General features: G+C 46.1%; 16 protein-coding genes. 9 read left to right on the top strand and 7 right to left on the bottom strand.

Going from position 1 to position 21,868, the window contains the following annotated elements:
• Positions 1–41 precede the first annotated feature (41 nt).
• On the bottom strand, positions 42–2,762 hold the full coding sequence (gene leuS / locus AAJP47_RS11060) for a leucine--tRNA ligase (protein ID WP_346717979.1): 2,721 nt from the start codon (positions 2,760–2,762) through the stop codon (positions 42–44).
• 206 nt (positions 2,763–2,968) lie between these two features.
• On the opposite strand from leuS, the gene AAJP47_RS11055 reads away from it, so the two are divergent.
• Positions 2,969–3,346 carry an arsenate reductase gene (locus AAJP47_RS11055; RefSeq protein WP_346717978.1) on the top strand — a complete coding sequence of 126 codons (378 nt, stop codon included), beginning with the start codon at positions 2,969–2,971 and terminating at the stop codon, positions 3,344–3,346.
• Between the two features lie 90 nt (positions 3,347–3,436).
• Positions 3,437–3,796 (top strand): hypothetical protein, encoded by a 360-nt coding sequence (locus AAJP47_RS11050; RefSeq protein ID WP_346717977.1) that lies wholly within the window; start codon positions 3,437–3,439, stop codon positions 3,794–3,796.
• A gap of 31 nt (positions 3,797–3,827) precedes the next feature.
• Here the strand turns inward: AAJP47_RS11050 and AAJP47_RS11045 are convergent, their stop codons facing one another.
• The 6 genes from AAJP47_RS11045 to AAJP47_RS11020 all read right to left on the bottom strand — a co-directional run bounded on the left by AAJP47_RS11045 (position 3,828) and on the right by AAJP47_RS11020 (position 11,284).
• The gene (locus tag AAJP47_RS11045) at positions 3,828–4,061 is read right to left on the bottom strand and encodes a hypothetical protein (protein WP_346717976.1); all 234 of its coding nucleotides are present in this window, start codon (positions 4,059–4,061) and stop codon (positions 3,828–3,830) included.
• 15 nt (positions 4,062–4,076) lie between these two features.
• Positions 4,077–4,988, bottom strand: coding sequence for an acetylglutamate kinase (argB, locus tag AAJP47_RS11040; RefSeq protein WP_346717975.1), 912 nt, complete (start codon positions 4,986–4,988; stop codon positions 4,077–4,079).
• A gap of 91 nt (positions 4,989–5,079) precedes the next feature.
• On the bottom strand, positions 5,080–6,903 hold the full coding sequence (locus AAJP47_RS11035; RefSeq protein WP_346717974.1) for a phosphohexomutase domain-containing protein: 1,824 nt from the start codon (positions 6,901–6,903) through the stop codon (positions 5,080–5,082).
• Positions 6,904–7,193: 290 nt separating this feature from the next.
• The gene (gene dut / locus AAJP47_RS11030; protein ID WP_346717973.1) at positions 7,194–7,658 is read right to left on the bottom strand and encodes a dUTP diphosphatase; all 465 of its coding nucleotides are present in this window, start codon (positions 7,656–7,658) and stop codon (positions 7,194–7,196) included.
• Between the two features lie 79 nt (positions 7,659–7,737).
• Positions 7,738–9,141, bottom strand: coding sequence for a magnesium transporter (mgtE, locus tag AAJP47_RS11025; RefSeq protein WP_346717972.1), 1,404 nt, complete (start codon positions 9,139–9,141; stop codon positions 7,738–7,740).
• Positions 9,142–9,250: 109 nt separating this feature from the next.
• Positions 9,251–11,284, bottom strand: a complete 2,034-nt coding sequence (locus AAJP47_RS11020; protein ID WP_346717971.1) for a UvrD-helicase domain-containing protein — start codon at positions 11,282–11,284, stop codon at positions 9,251–9,253.
• Positions 11,285–12,095: 811 nt separating this feature from the next.
• On the opposite strand from AAJP47_RS11020, the gene ndhC reads away from it, so the two are divergent.
• The 7 genes from ndhC to nuoH all read left to right on the top strand — a co-directional run bounded on the left by ndhC (position 12,096) and on the right by nuoH (position 21,827).
• Positions 12,096–12,719, top strand: coding sequence for an NADH-quinone oxidoreductase subunit A (ndhC, locus tag AAJP47_RS11015; protein WP_346717970.1), 624 nt, complete (start codon positions 12,096–12,098; stop codon positions 12,717–12,719).
• Between the two features lie 205 nt (positions 12,720–12,924).
• Positions 12,925–13,593 (top strand): NuoB/complex I 20 kDa subunit family protein, encoded by a 669-nt coding sequence (locus AAJP47_RS11010; RefSeq protein ID WP_346717969.1) that lies wholly within the window; start codon positions 12,925–12,927, stop codon positions 13,591–13,593.
• Positions 13,594–13,757: 164 nt separating this feature from the next.
• The gene (gene nuoC, locus AAJP47_RS11005; protein ID WP_346717968.1) at positions 13,758–15,533 is read left to right on the top strand and encodes an NADH-quinone oxidoreductase subunit C/D; all 1,776 of its coding nucleotides are present in this window, start codon (positions 13,758–13,760) and stop codon (positions 15,531–15,533) included.
• Between the two features lie 224 nt (positions 15,534–15,757).
• A complete protein-coding gene (gene nuoE / locus AAJP47_RS11000; RefSeq protein ID WP_346717967.1) occupies positions 15,758–16,267 on the top strand; it encodes an NADH-quinone oxidoreductase subunit NuoE in 510 nt (169 codons plus the stop codon).
• Positions 16,264–17,688, top strand: coding sequence for an NADH-quinone oxidoreductase subunit NuoF (nuoF, locus tag AAJP47_RS10995; RefSeq protein ID WP_346717966.1), 1,425 nt, complete (start codon positions 16,264–16,266; stop codon positions 17,686–17,688). The genes nuoE and nuoF overlap by 4 nt, the downstream gene beginning before the upstream one ends.
• A 10-nt stretch (positions 17,689–17,698) precedes the next feature.
• Positions 17,699–20,782 carry an NADH-quinone oxidoreductase subunit NuoG gene (gene nuoG / locus AAJP47_RS10990; protein WP_346717965.1) on the top strand — a complete coding sequence of 1,028 codons (3,084 nt, stop codon included), beginning with the start codon at positions 17,699–17,701 and terminating at the stop codon, positions 20,780–20,782.
• Between the two features lies 1 nt (position 20,783).
• Positions 20,784–21,827, top strand: a complete 1,044-nt coding sequence (gene nuoH / locus AAJP47_RS10985; protein WP_346717964.1) for an NADH-quinone oxidoreductase subunit NuoH — start codon at positions 20,784–20,786, stop codon at positions 21,825–21,827.
• Positions 21,828–21,868: the final 41 nt, after the last annotated feature.

The raw sequence follows: 21,868 nt of genomic DNA, 5'->3' as shown, positions 1-21,868 counted from the left end.
GCTCAATGCACTTATTTTAAAGTACTTATTTACTAGAGCAATTAGCCTGCAACCACGATATTCACCAATTTATTAGGCACAACGATTTCTTTTTTGATATCGCCCGTAATGAACTTAGCGACACTTTCCATCGTACGCGCTTGCGCTTTTAATTGCTCAGGATCGCTGTTCGGTGCCACATCCATTTTGCCGCGCATCTTACCGTTGACCTGTACCACCATCGTGATGGTATCTTGTACAAGCGCACTTTCATCAACAGCAGGATAGCTTAGCGCGACACTCTCAAGGCCAAGCGCTTCCAGTAAATGCTCACCAACGTGCGGCGCATAGACGGATAGCATGATGAGCAAATCAACCAATGATTTATGCTGTACTCGCAAATCTTGCTCATTGCTGGTTTTAAAGCTTGCAAGCTCATTGGCAAGTTCCATCAAACTAGAGACTGGTGTATTCAAAGCCAAACGATCGCCCAAATCATTGTCAATCTTGGCAATGGTCTCATGCGTCTTACGACGTAGATTTTTGGCTTCTTTAGATAAGTCGTCAGTATTCAACGCTTCACTGTTTAATACATCGACGCTTACGTTTGCGTCAGCCAACGCTTGCATGTGCTCGGTGGCAATGCGCCATACTTTTTTAACAAAATTATAAGGGCCTTTTAGCGCGTCATCTGACCATTCCAGCGTTTGATCGGCAGGGGCGGTGAACAGCGTGTATAGACGGACGGTATCAGCACCATATTTATCAATGGTAAGCTGCGGATCAACACCATTGTTTTTTGACTTAGACATTTTCTCGATTTTGCCAATCGTTACAGGTTGTCCGTCTAACTTTAACAAAGCCTTAATCGGTTGTCCGCGCTCATCAAATTCAATATCGATGTCTTCTGCAAAATAATAAGTGGTACTGCCATCAGCATTGACGCGGTAGAAAGTCCCTGCCAATACCATGCCTTGAGTCATCAAGTTGGCAAACGGCTCATTGCCTGTTACCAAGTTTTCATCGCGCATAAGCTTGTGGAAGAAACGCGCATAAAGCAGATGCATGACGGCATGTTCTACGCCGCCGATGTATTGATCTACAGGCAGCCATTTGTTGGCGGCTGATTTGTTGACCATGTTTTGCGTGTCATTCGGACTTGCAAAGCGGGCATAGTACCAGCTTGATTCGACAAAGGTATCAAAGGTATCGGTTTCACGCTCAGCCGCGTTGCCACATTTAGGACAAGTGGTATTTACAAACTCTGGGATATTTTTGAGCGGGTTACCACGACCATCAGGGACGACGTCCGTTGGCAATACCACAGGCAAGTCTTGCTCTTCCACAGGCACGGTACCGCAATGCTCACAGTTGATCATTGGAATAGGGCAGCCCCAATAACGCTGGCGCGATACACCCCAGTCACGTAGACGGTACTGGATTTTTTTCTTAGCCAATTCTTTTGGTTCAAGCTTGGTCAGCATTGCATCAAATGCTTGCTCAAAGTCCATGCCGTCGAACTCACCTGAATTGACCAAAGTATTGCGTTCGGTATAAGCAAGATTGGCTTCCGTATTATTCGCTTTAGCCTCTGCTTCTAGCTCATCGAAGTAACCGTTTGGAATGTCGATCACTTGTTTAACAGGTAGGTTGTACTTGGTCGCAAATTCATAATCGCGTTCGTCATGCGCAGGAACGGCCATGACCGCGCCTGAGCCATAGCTCATCAAGACGTAGTTCGCCACCCAAACCGGCACTTCTTCGCCAGTTAGAGGATGGGTCACAGTAAGACCCGTATCCATACCGATTTTTTCGGCTTTGGCCAGATCCGCTTCAGCGACTGAGCCTTTTTTACACATAGCACAGAATTGTGCGATCACGTCATCTTTTTCAGAGGCGTATTGCGCGAGTGGATGTTCTGCGGCAACCGCCACATAGGTCACGCCCATCAAGGTATCAGGGCGCGTGGTAAACACATCAAGCGTGTTTTTTTGACCTGCCAGCTCATAAGGGAAATGCACTTCCATACCTGAGCTGCGACCGATCCAGTTGCGCTGCATGGTCAGTACTTCAGACGGCCAATGACCTTCTAGCTGATCCAAGTCATCTAACAGCTCATCAGCATAATCGGTGATATTAAAGTAATACATGGGGATGTCGCGTTTTTCGACCGCAGCGCCACTACGCCAGCCTTTGCCGTCGATGACTTGCTCGTTTGCTAACACGGTATTGTCAACTGGATCCCAGTTAACGGTTGATAGCTTTTTATAGACCAAGCCTTTTTTGTACAGCTGCAAAAACAACCACTGTTCCCACTGATAATAGTCAGGGCTACAGGTGGCAAATTCGCGTGACCAGTCGATAGACAAGCCCAGTAATTTAAGCTGTGCGCGCATGTTATCAATATTGGCAAACGTCCAAGCCGCAGGCGGGGTTTGATTGGCAATCGCCGCATTTTCTGCTGGCAAGCCAAAGCCGTCCCAACCCATTGGCTGCATGACTTCATAACCTTTCAGGCGATAGTAGCGGCTTAAAACATCAGAGATCGTATAGTTGCGCACGTGCCCCATGTGCAGCTTACCGCTTGGGTAAGGGAACATCGACAGCATGTAACGACTTGGCTTGTCGCTTGGCTCATTACCGACTTCATAGCGCTTATCATTTGCCCATTTGGCTTGCTGCGCGGCCTCGATCAGTTGCGGTTGATATTGGTTGCTGTTATTAGAGGTATCATTCGCACTGGTGTTCATATTAGATTGGTCTGCTGTCACGGCGTTGCTCATAGTCGGCTCGGAATTGGTTAATACTGATAAAAAATAGGTGGAATTTGACAATGCCATAGCATAGCGTAATTTGGCAAAAATTGCGATGATATGATGTATTTGCTCGTAAGGTTTACTGCTAAAAAGAGTGTAAGGAGAGCAGTGTACCTACTGCTCATCAGTCTTAGGTATAATGACAGCAATACGATTATTAAATAGGATGAAAAATGACCATCACCATTTACGGTATCAAATCTTGTAGCACGATGAAAAAAGCGTTCACTAAGCTAGATGAGCTTGGCGTTAGCTACGACTTTCATGATTACAAAAAACAAGGCATCGATAAAGAAACCGTACAGCGCTGGGTCAATGAGCTTGGTATTGAAAAAGTACTCAATAAGCGCGGCACCACCTGGCGCAAGCTAACTGACGAGCAAAAATCGGAAGCTGATGCAAGTGTAGATAGTGCCGTTGATCTGCTTGTTGAACATACCAGTATGATTAAGCGTCCAATAGTAGAAGGCCAACTGGTTGATAAAAATAAAGGTCAGCCAATACTGCTGTGCGGATTTGATGAAGCGATGTTTGAGGAAACTTTTTCATAAATGTGTTGTCAGTTTGGCGCATTATAAATTATGCTAGCATTAACAGAATAAAGTTGGCTAATTATAGTGTGCCCAGACGAGGATAAGACGATGAAAAAATTATTAATAGTAGCTGCCCTTGCAACCGCGCCTTTGATGATGATAAGTGTGCAAGCGGCTGATTCATCTACCAAGATAACGTTTGCTAAAGACAGTTATTGCGGAAGCTTTACGGGCAATATTCGAGACGGCAAAGAGTTTCGTTTGTGGCTCATGCCAGAGCAGAACTTGGTTATTCGTAATGTGGGTGATGATCAAATCAACGTCGCTTATGTGACAGGCCCTAATGGACGTTTAAGCGGTGATCGCTATGACAAGGAAAACTCTTATTTTGTTCAGCGTAAAGGCAATCATCGTATGAAAGTATATGGTAATAGTAGCCATAGCTCTGTTGAATTTTGCGCCTACTAGACGCTCAAAAATACTGGTGAAATGCCCGAGATTAGCCCCATCTAAGCTCGGGTTTTATGAGGCCTACCACAAACCACAGCACACTAAATGCCCAAATAATAAGAACATATAAGCGAATTTGCTCTGCATTCCAATCTAGGGCAAACCATTCAATCATAAAAAAAGATTTCCAACCTTCTATCCATCTTGCACCGCCATAGCCAATAATCCACCAGCAGTAGATACTTTCTAATACAAACAGCAGACACCATAGTGCGAGCGACATGATGGATTCCTACGGCTAGTTCGATAAGGCATCTATCTCACGGCTGATGAGTGTACCAACGCCTTCGTTGGTGAAAATCTCCAGCAAGGTGGCGTGAGGAACACGACCATCGACAATGACGGCACTTTTGACGCCACTACGTACCGCGTCAAGCGCACACTGAATTTTGGGAATCATCCCGCCTGAGATCGTACCGTCTTCGATTAGGCCATCGACTTTCTTTGGTGTCAGCCCCGTCACCACTTCGCCATCTCGTCCCAATACGCCTTTAATATTGGTCAGGAGCATGAGTTTTTCTGCTTGTAAAAACTCCGCCACTTTACCTGCCACCAGATCTGCATTGATATTATAAGTGTTGCCTTCGCTATCGACGCCGAGTGGGGCGATGACAGGAATGAAGTTTGAGCCGATGAGCATGTTAATGACGTCTTTATTGACACTGACCACGTCACCGACAAACCCCAAATCTATCGGTACAGCTGTACCATCTTCACCGATTTTATCCTTCATGAGTTTTTTGGCAGTAATCAAGTTGGCATCTTTACCCGTCAAACCAATAGCGCGGCCACCATGTTTGTTGATTAGACTTACGATAGATTTATTAACGCTACCGCCCAAGACCATCTCAACGATATCCATGGTGCTTTTGTCGGTGACACGCATTCCGTCAATGCGGTCAGACTGTCGACCCAACTCTTTTAATAAGTTATCGACCTGCGGCCCGCCGCCATGGACGACCACAGGATGTATGCCCACGGTTTTTAGCAATACAATATCACGAGCAAATGAGCTTTCAAGCTCAGGGTCAGTCATGGCATTACCGCCATACTTCACCACAATAAGCTTATCTACAAAGCGCTGGATATAAGGGAGGGCGGTGGTTAATACTTCTGCGGTATTTTTGGCATCATCTAAATTAAGCGTCATTATAAGCTCCTAAAGGGCAGTTTTAATGGGGTATTTATTGTGGCATGGCTAAGGTGTCATGATTTATAAAAGCATCGTTTATATCAGGCATTTATTCAAAACTATTGGTACAAAGCTGATGGTTCAAAGTGGTCGACTCAGCAGGAATAGTAGCAATCTGTACGGCCAATGTTTGATCAAAGGGACGACACAAGGCGGCAAACTTTGACTGAATGTCTTTTAAATCATCCAAGCTATCACCAGCGAAGCGAGCAGTCAGATGATGACTGGTATTTGATTGACGCAGCACCCCAAAACCATGAGCAAAGTCTAAACGCACGCCATCGATACAGCTTAGCTTGGTTCCTACAGGCAATAGATGGCTGGCTTGCTCCAGTGTCATATATTGCTTGTGGGCCGAACAGCCACAGAGTGACGATGGGCAAGTATCTAACAAAGTACGATCTGCATCGTTGGCGTTGGTTACTGCCACAAGTGTGCGTAAATACTGGCAAAGCCTTGCTAACTGTTCGACGATGGAACAATCTGCCTCAGTGGTTTTAGGGATGGGCAAATAATGATCAGCGGTGCTAATCATCGCGGGTAAACATTGAGTAATATCTGTCAACGCGCGTTTGTCACCAAGACCATTAGACGCAGATAACCAATGTAGCAAGCGTAACGCGGCATACATGGCGTCATCATAAATAATAAAGCGGCTGTCATTAAAGATAAAATGCCCTGATAATTCGCCTGCAAATAAAATGCGGCTGCCAGTATGCTGCATCTGTTGGCGCATAAGGCTGCTTCCCGTCTTACTCAAAACAGGCTCTGAACCAAGCTCAGTCAATAGGGTTGGCAGATGATGGGAGCATTTAATATCAAATAGGATCTGAGGCGTTGAGAGTGAATCTGCGAGCGGTTTGGGACATTCAGCCAGTGCTATTTTTGCCAATAAGTAGAGTAGGTGATCAGACGTGACTATGTTGCCACTATTATCAACGATCATCAGACGGTCGCCATCGCCATCAAACGCCATACCGATATCGGCATCATGATCCACAACGCTTTGCTGCAACTGCTCAAGACGGTCAGGTTCGGTCGGATCAGGATTGCCTTTAGGGAAACTGCCATCTGGTGTGTCGTTGAGCATGATAACTTGACGACAAAAACGTTCAAACAAACGCTGAGCAATGGTGCTGGTCGCCCCATTCATACAGTCAATGACGACCGTCACGTCAAGCTTGTCAGATAAAAGAGAGTTATGCTCGCAATTCTGGGCATTGGATGGATACAGTTGCTCAAATACGTGCGTGATGGCTGTCATATAAGTCGTAGCAACTTGCTCACAGGTCAAATCAGTTGGTCGATGACTCATAGCCGAGTCTATGCTGCTCAAAGATATATTTTGCTCTTGGTTTTCTTTGTGACTATCAATGAGATTTTGTGAAGGGTCGTAAGATTTGCCATGCGTCAGCTGCTGATAAAGGCGTTGAATTTGTGTACTGTTAGGGGATTTGTGATCAATGAGCCATTTGATACCCAAAATATCTTTAGCAGAATGACTGGCCGTTACTACGATACCGTGCCCCTGATATTGCTCCGCCCAAAACGCCATCATTGGCGTGGTGATTAGCCCAAGCTGAACCACCTTTATCCCGTACCGAGCTAAGATATTGGCCAATGTTTGCGCAAGACGCTCACTACCACAGCGCACATCATAGCCAATCACAACGATGGGTCTTTTAGACTCCCTATCTGATGATGTTAATGAGCGACTGTTTAAGGATGGGCTTTTTGGAGGGAAGGGAATAGTAGTATAAAGATGGACAAATGCCTTGCCCAACGCGTCTACAAAGTCAGAGGTAAAATGCTGGCGCGACCCACGAATGTCATAAGCACGAAACAAGGATTGCTGCGCAGCAAAAAATGGCATCGCTTACTCTCCTTGTCTTCGTAATATATGTTGGCGTGGATAATGGTTTTGAATAGTTACTTTCGATAGTAACTTTCGATACTTGCTTTCAGTAGTTTTTTTTAATAATCGCTTTACATGCTTTTCTTTCAATCATTGCTTTGAATCATTAGCACAAATAAGCCGTTTATTATCAATAAAAAAACAAAATTAAAAGAACAAACGGCTCAAACTGATTACTGATTCAACGTAAATGTTAGCATTTTATGCGTCTCTGTCACTGTTTAATCTAGTAAATTGACAAGTTGTTACTACTGACGACCAGAGTGACCAAATCCACCAGCACCGCGTGCGCTTTCATCACTAAACTCGTTTACGACTTCAAATTCAGGACGGGCAACGGGTACAACCACATATTGCGCCATACGTTCCGCTGGATTTAGAACGAAGTCTTCTTGACTGCGATTCCAAATACTGACCATCAGCTCGCCTTGATAATCGGCATCAATCAGCCCAACCAAGTTGCCCAAAACGATACCGTGTTTATGGCCCAAACCTGAGCGCGGCAAGATCATACCCGCATAGTTTGGATCTTGAATATAGACGGCAAGGCCTGTGCCTATCAAGTGCGTGGCACCCGCCTTAATGGTCAAAGGCTCATCAATACAAGCCCGTAAATCAATACCAGCACTGCCATCAGTGGCGCGAGTAGGCAGAGAAAAGGCGTCATCTTCGACGATTTTAGGGTTTAAAACTTTAACTTGTACAGCTTGCATAACGCACTCACTTAACGATTTTATGAATTTCTAATATAAGTAGAACAAATTTAATGTTTCTGATGGGGCAAATTTTTTATTAAAGTATCAGCGCACTTGCTAAGCCCAAAAACGACATAAATCCGACGATGTCAGTGACGGTGGTCAGGATTACTGAGGCAGATAGGGCAGGATCAATATTCATACGTTTTAGCATCAAGGGTATGCTGATGCCTGACACATTGGCGACGGTCATGTTGATGGCAATGGCAAAACCAATCACTGCACTGATTTCAGCATCATGAAACCACAATTGTGCAATAAATGCCATGATTATCGCCCATATGATACCGTTTATCGCGCCAACCCATAGCTCTTTATTAAGGAGCCATAAGCGGTTAGAACCCCCGATTTGACCCATGGCCATCCCGCGAATCACCACGGTGAGGGTTTGCGAGCCTGCAATCCCGCCCATACTTGCCACTACCGGCATAAGTATGGCAAGCGCCACCACTTGCGCCAGTACAGCTTCAAACTGTCCAATCACCGCCGCAGCGAGCAGGGCGGTACACAAGTTGATGCCCAGCCAAATACTACGACTCTTTGCACTTGTTAAAATAGGCGCAAACAGCTCTTCGTCCTGACTAACACCCGCCAAGTTTTTCATGGTGCTATCGACATCATCTTGGATAATCTCCATGATGTCTTCGCCATTGAGCTGACCCACCAACTCGCCATGGTTATTAATCACAGGCGCAAAGCGAATGTCTTCTGACCGAAAAATCGCGGCGGCATCTTGAATGTCTAAGCGATCATTGATGGTAATGGCGGTATCAATCAGTGCTGAAACCAGCATGCGCTGATCGTGTTTGATTAAGTCCACCAAACTTAATAGACCGAGTAACTGCTGGCTTTGATCGACCACCAACAGCTCTTGGCTTTCGTCGTCTAGCAGATCATCATTTGCACGCAGCCAATTTTGTACCTCCGCCAAACTCACGTCTTCTCTTACCTGAATCAGGTCAGGATCCATATAGCTACCGACTTCCCAATCTTCATAGGTGTCGAGCTTATTGACCTGCACACGAATGTCTTCGTCCAAGGTTGCCATGACCGAGGTACGCACGCTTTCGGTGACGGTGTCTAGAATCTCAGAGATGTCCTGCGCATCAAGGTCTTGGGTGAATAAAGAGATCTCTTTTGAAGAGATATTCTCCATCAAAGGCTGGCGTGTATCAAAATCCAGCTCAGCGAGCACTTCCCCTTTGATATGCTCAGGTACTTGCGCCCAAATCAGTAGACGATTTTGGGTGGGAAATGATTCTAATAGACTGGCAATCTCATATTCTGACTGCTTTTCTAAAAACTCAGTAATGGCTTCATAAGCCTTGTCAGCAACCAAACCTTGCAAATACAGGAGCTTGTACTCGGCGCTATATTCTGCCGGATTGTAATCTCCTGATAGCACTGATGGCCGTTCCTGATTAGGCGTAGGGGTAGACATAAGGGGTCTCGTGTTTTTAGAAGGTGGAGATAATTACTTAGCATACAATGGATGGGTCATACTGCCACTGCACGCTAGGCTATTGAACACTTGGGTTCGCAGTTTATGGCTAACGTTTGCCAAGTAAGGCTCGAATATTAGCCAAATATTCATCAGCGACTTTTGCTGGATCTTTGGTCGCTTGTTTCTTTTTGGCTTTGGCAGGCCAGTCGATATGATCTTCTGGCAGCTCATCTAAGAATCTGGACTCTGACGTGACGCGCATTTGCCCACCCGCACGGCGCTGGGTGGCAAGCGTCAAGGTCAGCTCACGACGGGCGCGTGTGATACCCACGTACATCAAACGCCGCTCTTCTTCGACCGTCTCGCTCAGAATAGAGTTGCGGTGCGGCAGCATCTCTTCCTCAAGTCCCATGATATAAACGTAATCAAATTCCAGACCTTTGGCGGCATGCAAAGTCATTAAGTTTACTTTATTGGTGTTCTCTTCTTCTTGCTGCTGCTCTAGCATATCAAGTAAAACCAGCTTACGAATGATGGTATCAATCGTGCGATCTTCGTCCTCTTCAGCGCGATTGATCAAGGATTGAATGCTGGTATAGAGCATATCGATATTATCGATGCGGTTTTTTTCTTGTTGCGGGGTTTTGGCATCGCTACGGACAAAATCAATGTAACCTGTCTCATCGATCATCTGACGTACGATAGGCACAGGGTCAGGATGTTGATCAAGCTCTCGCGTGTAGTGCTCGATGAATTCACCAAACTCTTTTATTGTGCCATAAGCCTTCGATGGCAAAACATGCGCCAGACCTGCATGGGTACAGGAGGCCAATAGCGATATGCTGTGCTCTTGCGCAAACAATCCCAGTTTCTCTAAGGTTGCTGGCCCCATACCGCGCTTGGGTGTATTAATAATACGCAAAAAGGCACTGTCATCTTCTGGGTTCAAAATCAAACGCAAGTAACCCATGATGTCTTTGATTTCACTACGTGCAAAGAAGGATTGACCACCCGATAATTTATAAGGAACTTGCAATTGACGGAGTTGTGCTTCTAACATACGCGCTTGAAAATTACTGCGATAAAGAACGGCGTACTGCTCCCATTCATTACCAAAGCGCAATTTGTGCGTGACGATCTCTTTAGCAACGCGCTCAGATTCATCATCGTCATTGCGACAATTAAGAATACGGATTTTTTCGCCCTGACCTTTATCCGACCACAGTTTTTTCTCAAATAAATGCTCATTATTTAAAATAACGGCGTTGGCAGACGTCAAAATACGGGTGGTTGAGCGATAGTTTTGCTCAAGCATGACGATTTTTAATTTAGGAAAATCTTCTTTGAGCAGTGCCATGTTTTCAGGCTTGGCGCCGCGCCACGCATAAATGGATTGGTCATCGTCGCCCACGACCGTGAAGCGGCCTTGTGGTCCGACCAGATATTTGATCATCTCGTACTGAGCGGTGTTGGTATCTTGATACTCATCGACAAGCAAATAGCGAATACGGTTTTGCCATTTGTCACGCAATTGCGCATTTTCACGCAAGATCTTGGTTGGCAGGACAATCAAGTCATCAAAATCGACGGCGTTGTAAGCGCGTAGATTGCGCTCGTATAAGGCATAAAGCGTCGCAAAAATCATATCTTCTGGATCGTCTAAGGTTTCCATCGCCTTATCCGGTTCAACCAAATCGTTTTTCCAGTCTGAAATCATTTTGATCGCTTTACCGACCAGCTCACGACTCTCAGCGCCGCTTAAATTATCGCGCATCATCAGTTCCATGAGCAGACGCTTGCTATCATCGCTGTCCATGATGGAGAAGTTGCCCTTAAGCGGGGTGTGAATCAACTCGTAGCGTAAAAACTGTAGGCCAAATTGGTGAAAGGTAGACACGGTCAAACCACGCATTTTTTCGCTTGGCAACAGTTTGCTGACACGGGCTTTCATCTCGCGTGCTGCTTTATTGGTAAATGTCACCGCCGTAATGCGCTCAGCTGGCATGTCGCATTCTTCGATAAGATAGGCGATCTTGCGCGTAATCACGGACGTCTTACCAGAGCCTGCGCCCGCTAGTACAAGGAGTGGACCGGATACGTAGAGCATGGCTTCTTGTTGTTTGGGATTAAGTTGACTCATAACGTGTCCTGTAAAACAAAAGCAAAAAAGAAGAATGGTGCAGATAACATCACAATCGAGCAATGGTGAGGCGTATCATGAATATTAAAACGATACGCTGATGATATTTTAATCAAAAAAGCAGTAGACGTTGCGACTTAATGGCCTTTGACTAATAATAAGTTATTGAATTAGGTGGGCTATTATAAAGCAAAAACGGTGGTTTTGGGGAGGAGTTGACGACTGAATCAAGACAGTAAAGAATCAAATTTGAGTTCGATAAAGGGGTTAATAATGGCACTCAGATCGCTTATAATATAAAGTATGGATTTGGGGTTAATATAAGGTAACGTCCATATCATAATTTATCGTAAAAAAAATACATTTTTTTGTAGATAAAGTGACCGTTCAATACAGTTAAAAACTAGCTTTTGGACACTGACATGCGTATAGTACGTAAATAATTTATGCCAGTTGTCACGTCATTATTGACCACGTGTAATGAGCTATTAAATCAATTAAGTAAACTTTGGATATGACATTGATTTAATACGTTGATCTTACGTTGTTAGGAGATGCGTTAGGCGACCAGCCATCTATCCGCGCATACCGGAATATCCACAGTTGGTCATGTCTGACATCGTCGTCAATAAGCTTGATAATTGGTTATTACCAGCACAGACCCTAAAATAGTTACCTAAATACGATATAGCGACTCAATGACCGTCGCTTTGTATTTTCGTTTGCGTTATGTCTGTCGTTAGATGGCCTGCAAGTGGGTCGTTATTGACGCCGGGCTTAACACTCAATTGGGTGAGGAGCACGTATTATCATGTCTGCTTTTAATTGGTCAGCCATTGCTTTTATCTTAGCCGCCATTGGGCTAGTTGTCTTTATGCTGGTCGTTCCGCGTTTGCTTGGCGGTCGCTCTCAGGGCTCACAAAAAGAAGAGATATTTGAAGCGGGTGTTGTCGGATCTGGCAACGCCCGTATTCGTTTGTCTGCCAAATTTTATTTGGTAGCGATTTTCTTCGTTATTTTTGATTTAGAAGCGCTCTATCTCTACGCCTATGCCGTGTCAGTACGCGAAGCGGGCTGGCTTGGTTTTGCCGCCGCTGCTATATTCATTACCATTTTGATTATTGGTTTGATATATGAGCTGAGCTTGGGCGCGATGAACTGGGCACCTGCCGACAAGCGCCGCAAAAAAGAGCGCCTATATGCAGCGCCAGCGGGCTTTAATTTGGCAGATATCACAGGTTTTGATGGCGTTGACGAGCTGATGGTTGATCCGACCGGTAAAATACCAGCACAGTCTTCAGGGCAGATTAACGTTTCAAACAATATCGAAACCAATCGCCGTCACTTGCAAAACATCGATCATATCAATACCACCGGTAATGTGACTTCTGTCGATTTTGCGTCGTCTGCGACTCAAGATAACGTTGGTCGCTGATTGCTTTTTTTGCTTTCGTCTAAGTTCTTGGCGCTGGTTTTAGCGCTGTTTTTAGAGGTTAGACAGATTGATTGCAAAGGTATGACGACAAGGTCATGCTTGTTTATTAGATTGGTATTGATGCCCATTTATTCATAATAGAAGTTAAGGCCATAGCGATGGCAAAATACTTGCCATGCCAAGCCTAATTAAAAGGTTGTATGTTATGAAATACACATTAACAAAAGCCAACCCTGATGCAGATATCTATCCTGCACAGACCAGTCAAACGGTCAATGACCCCATCGAAGACGAAGTCAATAAAAATGTCTTTATGGGTCGTCTAGAAGACCTTGTTCATTCAACAGCAAACTGGGGGCGCAAGCACTCACTTTGGCCATTTAACTTTGGTACGTCTTGTTGTTATGTCGAATACGCCACCACTTTAACCGCCGTTCATGATTTATCGCGCTTTGGGGCAGAGGTTATCCGTGCTTCTCCCCGTCAGGCCGATGTCATGATTGTGGCTGGGACATGCTTTGTCAAAATGGCACCCGTGATTCAGCGTCTTTATGAGCAAATGCTTGAGCCAAAGTGGGTCATCTCAATGGGTGCTTGTGCCAATTCGGGCGGTATGTATGACATCTATTCTGTCGTCCAAGGTGTCGATAAAATTATCCCAGTAGATGTCTATGTGCCAGGCTGTCCGCCGCGTCCAGAAGCACTGATTCAAGGGCTAATGTTATTACAAGAATCGATCACTAAAGAGCGTCGTCCATTGGGTGTTCATGTCAATGAACAAGGGGTCTATCAACCTCAAATGACGCCTGAGCGTGACCGTAAACAAGCGGATCGTATCGCGGTCAAAAACTTGCGTAGTCCAGACAGTATTTAATCAGTCTGTTAGCCATTGATTGCGGACGCTCGCAATTTGGCTCATTTGTTAATAATCCCTAAAAGGGCCAGTACGCATACGCTCATCATCGTTCGGTTATGATTAACACAGTTCGGTTATGATTGACATAGTTCAGTTATGATTAATGAAGGAATACATCATTCATGGTCACGGTAGTCGAAAACATAGATCCTAAAATTAAACCTGTCCCCGCGGTTATCCAAGAGCTGGAACAGAAGTATGCTGGTAAATTTGTAGTGCAGCACACTGTGGATGAGATTCCAACAGTTTGGGTGGCGCGTGCAGATTTGCTTGATGTCCTTTTATTCCTGCGTAAGCTGCCCAAACCTTATGTCATGCTGTTTGACTTATCAGCGATAGATGAGCGTCTGCGTCAGCATCGTGCTGGGTTGCCTGATAGCGACTTCACGGTGTTTTATCACTTGATGTCGCTCGAGCGTAATAGTGACGTACGTATCAAAGTGGCACTGAGTGAAGATGATCTCACCGTACCGAGCGCTACCCAGATTTGGCCAAATGCCAACTGGTACGAGCGTGAAGTGTGGGACATGTTCGGTATCGTCTTTAGCGGCCACCCGCATTTGACTCGGATTTTATTGCCCAAATATTGGGAAGGTCATCCACTGCGTAAAGAATACCACGCGCGTGCGACCGAATTTACGCCGTACTTCTTAAACGCTGCCAAGCAACAATATGAGCAAGAGAACCTGCGCTTTATCCCTGAAGAGTGGGGCATGAAACGTTCGGGCCGTGACGAAGACTTTATGTTCTTGAACATTGGTCCTAACCATCCCTCAGCGCATGGTGCGTTCCGCTTGGTGCTACAGCTTGACGGCGAAGAAGTGGTCGATTGTATTCCTGATATTGGCTATCACCACCGCGGTGCCGAAAAAATGGCAGAGCGTCAGACGTGGCACTCGTTCATTCCTTACACCGATCGTATCGATTATTTGGGCGGTGTGATGAATGAGCTGCCGTACATCATGTCGGTCGAGAAGTTGGCGGGAATTACCATTCCGCCTCGCGCTGAGACCATCCGCGTGATGATGAGCGAGTTTTTCCGAATCACCAATAACTTATTGTACGTCGGTACTTTTATTCAGGATGCAGGCGGTATGACCCCTGTTTTCTATATGTTTACCGATCGCCAAAAAGCGTATGACGTCATCGAAGCTGTGACGGGTTACCGTATGCATCCAGCATGGTTCCGTATCGGCGGTACAGCGGCTGACTTGCCGCGCGGTTGGCAGCGTTTGGTGCGTGAGTTTTTAGACTGGATGCCAAAACGTTTGGATGAGTATGTCAAAGCCGCTCTACAAAACAGTGTGCTAAAAGGTCGTACCCAAGGCGTGGCGCAATATAATGCCAAACAAGCATTGGCGTGGGGCGTGACGGGCGCAGGTTTGCGGGCAACGGGTTTGGACTTTGATCTGCGTAAAGCGCGTCCATATATGGGCTACGAGAATTACGACTTTGAAGTACCAGTCGGCTATAACGGCGATGCTTATGACCGCTGTATGGTCAAAGTCGAAGAGATGCGTCAATCGTTACGCATCATTCGCCAGTGTATGGATAACATGCCGCAAGGCCCTTACAAAGCGGATCATCCATTGGCTGTGCCACCCCCAAAAGATCGCACCTTGAATGATATTGAGACCTTGATCAATCACTTTATCTCGGTGTCGTGGGGTCCGGTGATGCCAGCGGGTGAGTGCGCCACAATTGTAGAAGCGACCAAAGGTTTGAACAGCTATTACATTACCTCTGATAAAGCCACGATGAGCTATCGCACGCGCATTCGGACGCCGACGTTTGCTCATTTGCAGCAGATGCCGTCAGTGATTAATGGATCGCTGGTATCGGACGCCATTATGTATCTGGCTTCGATTGATATTGTGATGGCAGACTGTGATCGTTAGTAGGGCTTATTAAAGCGATCATTTATTAGAACGATCATTAAACAGTGACGACTCAATACAGTCGTCAGCAAATAAAATCTCTCATTGTCAAAAAGCTACGTTAAACAATATATTGCCGCCAAATGGCACACCAAAATGCTGTCATTTTTTAAAATAACGACCGTTGTGAGACGACTGTCATTATTAAGAAATAGAGCGTGATGAGTGAGGAAAGATAGAAAATTATGAAAATTGTTTCCGACAAAATGCCAAAAGTAGACGTGGCAAGTATCCTCACCGCTGAGGAAATTGCCGCTATTCATGAGTTTATGCACCATTATCCGCAGGCGCGTGCCGCCTCGCTGGATGCGTTAAAAATGGTACAAAAGCGCAATGGTTGGGTTGATGACGCGCAAGTAAATGCCATTGCCAATATTTTAGATATTCCAACGTCAGATATGGACGGGGTTGCTACTTTCTTTAACCGTATCTACCGTCAGCCTGTCGGTCGTCACGTCATTCTTATTTGTGATTCAGTGGCTTGTTACCTAACGGGCTATGAGGCGTTATCGGCTGAAATTCGATCACAGCTGGGTATTGAGTATGGGCAGACAACGGCGGATGGTCGCTTTACGTTATTACCGATCTGCTGTTTGGGCAACTGTGATAAAGGCCCTGCCGTATTGATTGACGAAGACACTTATGGCCCTGTCCAGCCCACCGAGGTCGCGCAATTATTGGAGCTATACGCATGAGTTTAACGATTTCAGAGCAGATTGCTCGTCGCGGCCAAGGCAAAGCGCCAAGCCAGCTGAATGAACAGCGCGTTCCAATTTATGGTGATAAAGCAACTGCTACCAGCGAAACCAGACCGTTGACATGGCGTTTGGCGCACCATGATGCCGTACTTGATTTGGCGACTTATGAGTCTTTAAAAGGCTTTACTGGCTTAAAGCAAGCATTAGACAAGTCTCCAAAAGATGTCGGCAATATGATTAAAGCAGCCAATGTCCGAGGTCGCGGCGGTGCCGGTTTTAATGCTGGTCTAAAATGGTCGTTTATGTCGCCTCCTGACGGCTTGCCGCGCTATCTTATTTGTAACGCAGATGAGATGGAGCCGGGTACATTTAAAGACCGTTTATTGATGGAGCGTCTGCCGTTTCAGCTGATTGAAGGCATGTTGATTACAGCCCATGCGATTGGTGCTACCGATGGTTATATTTTTATTCGCGGTGAGTACATTGTGGCGGCCGAGCGTTTGGCGGCGGCTATCGATGAGTGTATTGCTAATAATCTAATGGGCGACAACATTTTAGGGTCTGACTTTAGTTTTAATCTGCATATTCATACGGGTGCTGGACGTTACATTTGCGGCGAAGAGACTGCCTTGATTAACTGTTTGGAAGGTCGCCGCGCCAATCCGCGCACCAAGCCACCATTTCCACAGATCTCTGGTGCATGGGGCAGACCAACCGTTGTCAATAACGTCGAAACGTTGTGCAATATGCCAGCGATTTTAAATCACGGTGTAGAGTGGTATCAGGGGTTAGCTGATATCAAAGGCAAAAGCAAAACGCCGGGTACTAAGCTGTTTGGCTGCTCAGGTTTGGTCAATGATCCGGGTCTATGGGAGTTGCCCTTTGGTTATACCGCTCGTGAGATTATCGAAGAGCTGGCAGGCGGTATGAAAGACGGTAAAAAGCTAAAAGCTTGGTTACCGGGCGGCGCTTCAACGGACTTTTTGACCGCTGATCATTTAGATGTGGTTGTCGATTTTGATTCAATTCAAGAAGCAGGCAGTCGTTTAGGTACGGGCCTAATTATGGTGGTCGATGAATCACAAGATATGGTGCCATTGGTACGCAATCTTGAGATTTTCTTCCAGCGTGAATCATGCGGTTGGTGTACGCCATGCCGCGATGGTCTACCATGGGGCGTAAAATTGCTGACCGCTATCAACGACGGTGACGGTCAAATTGGCGACGTAGAAAAACTTGAGGGACTCACGCGCGACTTATGGATTGGTAAAACATTCTGCGCGCATGCGCCAGGTGCAATGGAGCCACTCATGAGTGCAATTAAATATTTCCGTCCTGAGTTTGATCAAAAAATCGCGCAGGCGGTTGGTGTAGACGTCATTGATGCGGCAACCAATCAACAGCCAGTAGTGAAATAAGGAGAGCGGCATGGCAGTCATACATATTGATGGAACCACTGTCGAAGTAGATAGCAGCGACAACTTGCTACAAGCATGTTTGTCCCTTGGCATTGATGTGCCTTACTTTTGCTATCATCCAGCCCTCGGCTCAGTCGGTTCGTGCCGCCAGTGCGCGGTTAAGCAGTACCAAAATAAAGAAGATATGGAAGCAGGTCGTGGTCGCCTTGTGATGTCATGCATGGTTGCCGCTGATAACGACATGTATATCTCAGTCACTGATGATGAAGCCAAAGCGTTTCGTAAGTCGATGGTTGAGCTACTCATGACCAATCATCCGCACGACTGTCCAACTTGCGAAGAAGGTGGACATTGTCATTTGCAAGACATGACCTATATGTCGGGTCACAGCCGTCGTCGTTATCGCTTTACCAAGCGCACCCATCACAATCAAGAGCTTGGGCCATTCATTGCGCACGAGATGAACCGTTGTATCGCTTGCTACCGCTGCGTTCGTTTTTATAAAGACTACGCGGGTGGCGAAGATTTGGGCGTATATGGTTCAAACAATCGTGTTTACTTTGGTCGTGATCAAGACGGCCAGTTTGAAAGCGAGTTTTCAGGCAACTTAACCGAAGTTTGCCCAACGGGTGTCTTCACTGATAAAACCCATTCCGAGCGCTACAACCGTAAATGGGACATGCAGTACGCACCAAGCATCTGCCATGGCTGCTCAGCGGGCTGCAACATCTCACCGGGTGAGCGTTATGGCGAGCTGCGCCGTATCGAAAATCGCTACAATGGCGAGGTAAACCGTTACTTCTTGTGTGATCGTGGTCGTTTTGGCTACGGCTATGTCAATCGTGCGGATCGTCCAACCCAAGCCCTTGAGCGTATCAATGACAAGCATGTCAAAATCAATATCGATTATGCGTTAGATGAAACCATCAAGCGTATTAAAGATAAAAAAGTCATTGGTATCGGCTCACCACGTGCCAGCTTAGAGACCAATTTTGCCCTAAAAAACTTAGTCGGCTTTAACCATTTTTCAACCGGTCTCAATCACCAGCAGCAGTCACTGGTCAATAAATGCATCGAAGTACTCAGCACTGATGGCATCTACAACCCAAGTATGGCGGATATCGAAAGCTACGATGCGGTATTGGTGTTGGGTGAAGATATCACTCAAACCTCATCGCGCGTGGCATTGTCAGTGCGTCAAGCAGCGAAAAACGAAGGCCTAAAAATGGCGGCCGCGTTGAAAACGCAGCCTTGGCTTGCCGAACCTGTTAAACGTATCACTCAAGACGCTTTAAGCCCAGTTTATGTCATTGACGTGACCCAAACCAAGCTAGAAGATATTAGTAAGGTCAGTGTGGTTGCCACACCTGAAGATATCAGCAAGCTTGGTTTTAAAGTGGCAGATGAGATTGACCGCTTGGCGGATGATTTATCAAAAATCGAAGACCCACAAGCCACTGACTCGCAAAGCTCAGCAGCTGATACCAATACTGATGGTATGCAAGCGCTGGCGCAGCAGATTGCCTACGATCTGATACAAGCGGATAAACCGCTAATCATATCGGGCACCAGTTTGTCGTCTAATGCGTTGATAGAAGCGGCCGCTCATATTACACAAAAGCTCACGCAAAAGCGGGCAGCCATTAAAGCCACCGAACAGCATCAAGTTGACGTCCACAATGAAAAGGTGCGTTTGGCAGAGCAGCAGGCGCAAACCGATCAGCCTGACGAAGACCAAGAGCTGTCAGCCAAACCAGAAAAACCGGATACAGGTACGAATAAAGAGGCGCAAGACGATGTCGAGCGCGAACCTGCCAGCAATCTTGAATTGAAAGAAGTCAATGACAGCTATCATGCGCAAGCAGGTATTTATCTTACTGTTCCAGATGCCAATAGTATGGGGGTTTGCCTGCTTGGTGGTCAATCTGTAGAAGAGGTACTGGCCACTGATTTTGATGTCGTGATTGTCGCTGAAAACCAATTAACGGATGCCATTGATGCTCATAAATTGACGCAGTTATTGGCGGATAAAACGGTCATCGCATTGGATCATCAACTGCTCGATTGGCACAAAGATGTTGATATCGTTTTGCCAGCTGCTAGTTTTGCTGAAGCCGACGGTACCTTGATCTCGGCTGAAGGTCGTGCTCAGCGTTTCTTCCAAGTGTACGACACCAATTACTACCATCCGATGAGTAGTATCAAAGAAGGGTGGCGCTGGCTACATGCGGTTCATAGTAGCTTAGAAGGCAGAGAGGTTGATTGGACGCAATTGGATGATGTCATTAATGCGCTAATCGTTACGCATCCAAAACTTGCTGGTATCAAGGGCGCGGCTCCTGAAGCGGATTATCGTATCACGGGTCTAAAAATTGCACGTCAGCCACGTCGTTACTCAGGCCGTACTGCTATGCGCGCGCCAATTTCAGTCCATGAGCCAATGCAGCCAAAAGACTTGGATACAGGTTTGACTTTCTCAATGGAAGGTTATAGTGGCAAAGAAACGCCAAGCTCGATGATTCCTTTTGCCAACGCGGCAGGTTGGAACTCACCACAAGCGTGGAATAAGTATCAAGACAAAGTTGGCGGTCACTTGAAAAACGGTGATCCAGGTGTGCGTTTGTTTGATCAATTGGAGCGTCTGGCCAGTCGTCAGTATGTAGCACCAGAAGCCACTGCTTCGACCACGACAAACCTGCAGCAAGGACAAGCCAAATTGGTGCCTATTTACAACATTTATGCCAGCTCAATGATGGCCTCACGCAGTCCTATCGTCGCTGAGCAATTGCCTGTTGCAACATGGCGTCTCGGTATTGATGATGCCAAAGATTGGAATATCGCTGCAGGCGACTATCTAGCGATTGAGGTTGATAAGCAACAAATCGTCTTACCTGTACAGCTTGTCAGTTATTTGGCAGAAGGTTGTATCGGTTATCCAGTCGGCCAAGTCAGTATTATTCATCCGTCCATGCCAGCGTCGGTTCGTAAAGTTGATGCACCCGTGGCCATGATGGGCGGTATGGCTGAGGATATGATGGACAATAATAACGCAGCGCAAATGAACACAGCGCCGACCACCACACAGGAGGTGTAATATGCCAGTCATCCGTATTATCCCTGATGTGCCAAGCTTTTTGGCCGGTAGCTTAAGTTTTGATGCGTGGTCCATTTTATTTATGGTTGGGCAGTCGCTGGTTATCTTCTTGGTCGTGGTGCTGGTTGCGGCGATGATGATCGTCTATGAGCGCCGTATGTTGGCCTTGTGGCAAGATCGTTATGGTCCAAACCGTGTGGGGCCTTTTGGTTCATTGCAACTGATCGCTGATATGCTCAAAATCTTCTTTAAAGAAGATTGGACGCCAAAATTTACCGATAAGTTTATGTTTACCTTGGCACCTGCGGTCGCGATGTTTACCGCATTGGCCTCGTTTGCCATTATTCCTATTTCGCCCACACTGGGTGTGGCAGATTGGGACATTGGTATTTTGTTCTTCTTTGCGATGGCGGGTATCGCGGTTTACGCAGTGATGTTCGGTGGTTGGGCATCTGCCAATAAATTCTCTTTACTTGGCGGCTTGCGTTCTGCGGCACAAACGATCAGTTATGAAGTATTTTTAGGCTTGTCATTGATGGGTGTGGTGGCATTAACCGGCTCATTTAACCTGCGCGCCATTGTGGAGTCACAAGTAGACGGCTGGTATATTATTCCGCAGTTTTTTGGATTTTTGACTTTTGTGGTGGCAGGTGTGGCGGTCACTCACAGACACCCATTTGACCAACCAGAAGCAGAGCAAGAGCTGGCAGAAGGCTATCACGTCGAATATTCTGGTATGAAATTTGGTATGTTCTTCATTGGTGAATACGTCAATGTCGTACTGATTTCTGCACTGATGACGTGTCTGTTTTTTGGCGGCTGGCTTGCCCCTTTTAACTTAGATATTCCATTTATTCCACCAGCTTTTTGGTTCATGATTAAGACACTGTTCTTTATGACCATGTTTGTATTGGCTCGAGGCTCACTCATGCGTCCGCGCTATGATCAAGTGATGAACTTTGGCTGGAAAGTTTGCTTGCCCGTCACCTTGATCAATCTATTGATTACTGCTGCGGTCATTTTGATCTTTACACCAACGTTGTAATCATTACTAGCCATCATTGATGAACTAGGGTAAAGCTGATA

Source organism: Psychrobacter halotolerans (assembly GCF_039680845.1).
Classification (GTDB): domain Bacteria; phylum Pseudomonadota; class Gammaproteobacteria; order Pseudomonadales; family Moraxellaceae; genus Psychrobacter.
This window is presented reverse-complemented; position numbering and strand designations above follow the sequence as displayed.